A 4,673-nucleotide genomic window follows, 5' to 3' on the forward strand; every position below is an offset into this window, starting at 1 on the left:
CCTCCGCCCCCAGGCCACTTGTCTCCTGCCTCCTGCCGCCTGCCTCCTGCTATATCAGCGTGGAATGCCACTAAAGACCTCTTGCAAAAGTCCCTAACACTTAATTTTTACCAAAAAGCTTTGGCTGTAGGGCCTTGTAAGACATCAGGGTTATGAGAGCTTTTCCGTCTTATTTGACGGGAAGTAATTAGAGCGATCGCCAGAAAATTCACGTTTTTAATAATAGTGGATAAATTAATTTTCCTATGACCTATTAATACTCGTAAAAAATCTAGTGATTTTGTGATGGTAAACCAAGGAAATCCATCATCTACTATTGGACTAATATTGTGTTTGCCGTAACATAACTCTAAACCTTTACAGCCAGAATTCCATCTATAAATTTGCTCCATCCAAGCACTTTTGAGGGAACTATTCGTAGTCATCTCACCTATCTTAGGACATCTATTTATAGAGATAACTTTCAATAATATATCAGAGCTAAAACCAGCGTGATGAGCTAATATGCTGAGATGTACATCTTCAACTCGTATTCCTGGATATCTTTCACTAATTATCACTAACAAGCTAATTATTGCATCTGTTCTAGCAACAATACCACCTCCAGGGTTCCACTTATAACCAGAAAATCTACCATGTACAACATTTAGAAAGAACTGGATAGGAGGTACTTCTTGACTATAATCAGGTAAGAGAATTTCCATGTTATCCAGCGTAGATTTTTGATAAACCACAAATTTATTGCGTGTACTTAAAATATCGATTTGTGGACTTTTTTTTAGCTCATTAACTATTAGCATCAAGCTATTAGTATCTAAATTTGACTCCATTGCTTGAGATTTGGTTTCCAGTAAAAACTGAGTTTCAGCATCGAAAGTTACTACAAACTCAGGAGGCGTCCATCCCTTTTCTATACTCTTTAACAGTAATGAGCCATAAATATCACCTAAAACTCTGATCTTCCCTGATGAATGTAAACTAACCTTCTGGTGAACAATAAATATTCTATGCTGAGAAGATTCAGGAGAAATATTATCTAAAAAATAAGGTTCACCTATGCATTTTACATTGTCAAATATCTTAGCTGAGATATTATTTTCTGGCTTGGGTTCGGTATATAAGTGAGTAATTTTGACATTTGGCAATAAGTTAAAATATTCAATTACTTTTGGACATTCAAAACCATGATTCAGCCCAATAATCATATCTGCTTTCATTCCCATATCAGCAATTTGTTGAATGATTTTGGGAATGGTGTAAGGTAAAAAGCTGTCGGCTTTATTAGCAGCAGCTACTACTCCTAGTACTCTTGTATTGTCAAAAGTATTTTTGGTTTGAGAGATAATCCATTCTCGACAATTCTTTACAGCTTGAATATCTGAATTCAAGACGCTATCTTGTGTACTTTTTAATGAAATAGTTTTCTTTTTTAAAGATGGAATTTGCCGGACAGAGATTTTCCGAAATGTATCTAGAAACATATCTTGAAAAAATTCTATAAAAATGTTTAGACTTCATTATTTCTAGCCGTTTTCTTAATCCAGAACAGTAGTTGTCCTAACATTTTATGAATATAGCGGTTAAATGATTCTATAAAATGGCGTGATGACTTCGCATCTGACACAGATGAATAAGTCTTTGATAAGTTTTTACGTACAATTATTTAACGAATTATAAAATACTATCTTTGGTAACTTGAGATCAGCGATACACTGAGGGAAATTCCTTGAGGAAGCGTTGATGGCACGAGCAAACGGGGTTACAAGTGAAACGTCTGTAGAGGAATTACCTACAGTTTCAGACAAAGATACGGTAACAATAGAAGATTCGTCTGAGCCAGTGGAGGATGTCCAGGATATTGACGATATATTAAACTCACTAAAAACTTTACTGAGTACCCTAGAAAAACTCCAAAAAGTCCGGCAGGAAGTGGGCGATATCAAACCGTTGATTGGGCGGATGCTTGATGGTGAACTGGTTGCTGGTGAGGAACTTGAGCAACTTAAGGCAGGTGTGAGCAGTCTTTCTCGCCTTGTTCGTGCTTATAATGACCATCAAGTAGCGTTGGCTAAAGCACAACCTGCTAGAAGCTTGCTAGATCAAGTGCTGAAAGAGCGTAAAGCTAATTGAATTGGGGACTGGGGATTGGGGAAGAAATTCTTTCGAGATTTGGTTAGAGTCCCAATCCTAATTTTAGAAGCGATCGCCTTTAGGTTTGTCTACGGCAGCAAGGTAGATCATTAAAGTAAGTAGGGTATTGTACTCTGCTTACTATTGATATTTTTTTCAATAATTGGCTAATAACCTAAAATAGGTTATAATCACCAAAGTCTAGTATTACTTGCAAGGTAGGTATCGTAATGAAGACTAATAAAGAGAATCTACCCTTAGACCAGATTCTCTTAGAGGATAGCTTACAACTGGTGAGTAATCTGCCAGATGAGTGTGTTGACTTAGTTATATCCTCTCCACCTTATAATCTAGGCAAAGAATATGAATCAAGGCAGGCTCTTGAGATTTATTTGGCTGAACAAACAGTACTTCTGCTTGAATGTAGCCGGATTCTCAAAAATACAGGTTCTCTATTTTGGCAAGTTGGTGCTTTTTCTGACCGAGGAATGCTGATTCCTCTGGATATTCGCTTTTTTCCGATTTTAGAGTCATGCAGATTAATTCCTCGCAACCGAATTATATGGGCTAGGCAACATGGTCTTCATGCACAGAAAAAGTTTTCTTGTAGACATGAAAGTATTCTTTGGTTTACTAAATCGGATAACTATAAATTTAATCTAGATCCTATTAGAGTTCCCCAAAAGTATCAAAATAAGAAACATTATCGGGGAAATAGGAAGGGGCAACTTTCATGCAATCCAGAAGGGAAAAATCCTGGTGATATTTGGCTATTTCGGAATGTTAAACACAACCATGAAGAACAAACTATACATCCCTGCCAATTTCCAGAAGACTTGGTAGCTAGAATTATCTTAGCTACAACTAACAAAAATGATATTGTTTTAGATCCATTTATGGGATCTGGTACTGCGGCAGTGGTTGCGAGAGATCATGAACGCCATTTTATCGGGTCAGAAATTGAACCAAAATACCATCAAGTTGCGTTGCGTCGTCTCAGTGGCAATCCAGATAAAAATGGTTGCTTTCCAAATTTAAAAACATTGCGCGATTATGTTGAAAAAACTGGTCAATCTATTGATAAATTTAAGTTTGATGTGCAAGTAGGAAATAAAGCTTCAGAACGCAGCAAAGCAAAAATTTATCCAGAAGAGTATCACTTGCAAGAAATGGAAGATAGATTGATCTATGAAGAATCTGCTTTTGCAGCGAATCTCAGAGGTGAAGAGATTCCAGTAGATCCAAATCTTAATGGTAATGGCAAAAAGACCTCTTTACAAAATCAAATAGTAAAACAGGTAGAAGAAGTAGAACAAATTGAATTGAGATTATGGACTTAATAGATTAATTTTTACAGTAAGTTAAATAGACAACGACTACGGGCTGAACGTCCAGCAATGATTTGGCATTGGCGACTAATTCTAGTATTCACGGTTCTAGAATATCTTTTAGATAAATACTCAGTCCAGATGATAGGCACTATTGTATTTTGTTGTTCAAATAATCCAACCAGTCTGATTGGTACATCAAAAACTTGGTTTTTAGCCAAAGCTGTTAACTGATTAACAGCTTGCTCGTAATAAAGAGTGCTATTAGAAGCAGGAAACATCAAAGCCTTTGTTACTAGAATTACCAGATGAGTCGGGTATCCAAGAAATTCAGTTTTAGCTTTGAAAAATAATTCTGAACGCAAGGTGTTATTTAGTAAGAAAGGATAGTTAGAAAACTGAATTTCAATGATAATGCCAGCTTTGGCAAAATCAACCTCTGTACCCAAAAATCTGTAAGGTGATGGAATAGGTATATTTGATTGCCAACCATCATGAACAAAGGCAGTTTTAATGTATTCGTTCGTACCGACTGGATCGAATATTGCATTACCCTGAATTCCAGCTTGATCTGAAGCTTTGATGTGCAAAGGCATTCTAGTCAGAGTATTACTAATCTCATGCCATTCGTTCTGATATTGGGTATTAATTATTGTATCTGCTGCGTTAAAGTCAACATATTGAATAATGATTATTATGTCTCCTTTTCGTATTTCAACAGTTCTTTGATAAAAGCAAGCGGATCGATTTCAAGAACTTGGGCAACTTGTAAAAATTCAATCACGTCAAGACGACGCTCTCCACGTTCATACTTTGATACATAAGATTGTGGAAGCTCTAACTTTGCCGACAACTCTGCTTGAGTGAGCTTGGCAGTTTTGCGGGCTTCGATAAGTAGCTGGCGAAACCGATTGTACTCTTCGCTGAAAACTGATTTAGGCACTTTAGCTTGCCTTTTTTCTGGCGATGGTTTATTCGATCTCCATGAGAAATACATATTGCTAAACTCAGTTGTATTGTAAAACCTAATATCGGATAAACCCAAAATAGGTTTTTATCAGCTACTACGAAGACACCATGCGCGTAGGTGTTGGCGTAGCCTCTCCAAGATTTCCTCTGCCTCTTGCCTTCCTCGATAAAAATGGTACTTCAACAAGTGAGAACATTAACCATTGAATCTTGGGTATAAACCCTACTGTGATTTGAACTAAAAAA

The 4,673-nt window shown here is 36.7% G+C and carries 5 protein-coding genes; 2 read left to right on the forward strand and 3 right to left on the reverse strand.

What is annotated here, in order from left to right; genetic code table 11:
• Positions 1–107: 107 nt before the first annotated feature.
• Positions 108–1,481 carry a hypothetical protein gene (locus tag RRG12_RS41380; RefSeq protein ID WP_420763174.1) on the reverse strand — a complete coding sequence of 458 codons (1,374 nt, stop codon included), beginning with the start codon at positions 1,479–1,481 and terminating at the stop codon, positions 108–110.
• Between the two features lie 259 nt (positions 1,482–1,740).
• On the opposite strand from RRG12_RS41380, the gene RRG12_RS41385 reads away from it, so the two are divergent.
• Both RRG12_RS41385 and RRG12_RS41390 read left to right on the forward strand, forming a co-directional pair.
• Positions 1,741–2,130: a hypothetical protein gene (locus RRG12_RS41385; RefSeq protein WP_069069734.1), complete on the forward strand. Its 390-nt coding sequence runs from the start codon at positions 1,741–1,743 to the stop codon at positions 2,128–2,130.
• A gap of 230 nt (positions 2,131–2,360) precedes the next feature.
• On the forward strand, positions 2,361–3,470 hold the full coding sequence (locus RRG12_RS41390) for a DNA-methyltransferase (protein WP_420763175.1): 1,110 nt from the start codon (positions 2,361–2,363) through the stop codon (positions 3,468–3,470).
• Positions 3,471–3,481: 11 nt separating this feature from the next.
• Here RRG12_RS41390 and RRG12_RS41395 read toward each other — a convergent pair whose 3' ends face one another.
• Entirely contained in the window at positions 3,482–4,171 is a 690-nt protein-coding gene (locus tag RRG12_RS41395) for a BglII/BstYI family type II restriction endonuclease (RefSeq protein ID WP_420763177.1), read from the reverse strand.
• Entirely contained in the window at positions 4,153–4,401 is a 249-nt protein-coding gene (locus RRG12_RS41400; RefSeq protein ID WP_420763176.1) for a helix-turn-helix domain-containing protein, read from the reverse strand. Before RRG12_RS41400 ends, RRG12_RS41395 begins: the two co-directional genes overlap by 19 nt.
• Between the last annotated feature and the right edge of the window lie 272 nt (positions 4,402–4,673).

The sequence above is a fragment of the Nostoc sp. CALU 546 genome (genome assembly GCF_048836525.1).

Coding starts and splice junctions, on each gene's coding strand:
- RRG12_RS41385 (WP_069069734.1), top strand. CDS start 1,741: ATGGCACGAGCAAACGGGGTTACAAGTGAAACGTCTGTAGAGGAATTA.
- RRG12_RS41380 (WP_420763174.1), bottom strand. CDS start 1,481: ATGTTTCTAGATACATTTCGGAAAATCTCTGTCCGGCAAATTCCATCT.
- RRG12_RS41390 (WP_420763175.1), top strand. CDS start 2,361: ATGAAGACTAATAAAGAGAATCTACCCTTAGACCAGATTCTCTTAGAG.